This window comes from Bartonella sp. AA86SXKL, from assembly GCF_042196885.1.
The window spans coordinates 1-265 of record NZ_JBHIRE010000129.1 but is presented as its reverse complement, the minus strand read 5'-3'; the positions used below and the strand labels follow the sequence as shown (position 1 = coordinate 265).

The 265-nt window shown below is 43.4% G+C and carries 1 pseudogene; it reads right to left on the bottom strand.

Annotation, left to right across the window (positions count from 1 at the left end):
- Nucleotides 1-265 (bottom strand): annotated as a pseudogene (locus tag ACFIO5_RS10430) (sensor histidine kinase); the annotation flags it as partial.

The window sequence follows — 265 nt, the reverse complement described above, 5'->3', positions numbered from 1 at the left end:
CAATTCTTGTGTGCGTTCTTTTACCCGAGCTTCAAGGGCTATATTTTCACTATGAAGCAGCAATTGATACATTTTTAAAGAGCGTACATCACGGTGAAAACGATTAATGACAAAATAGGCCGACATGAAAGTACTCACGACAGAAACAATAGCAGCCAATGTTAAAGCAGCCCGCATCAGTGCGATTCCCTCGCGCTGTTTTTGCCGCACCACATCATCGCCATTAATAAAGCTTGTCATCAATTGCGCTAAACGCGCCACTTGA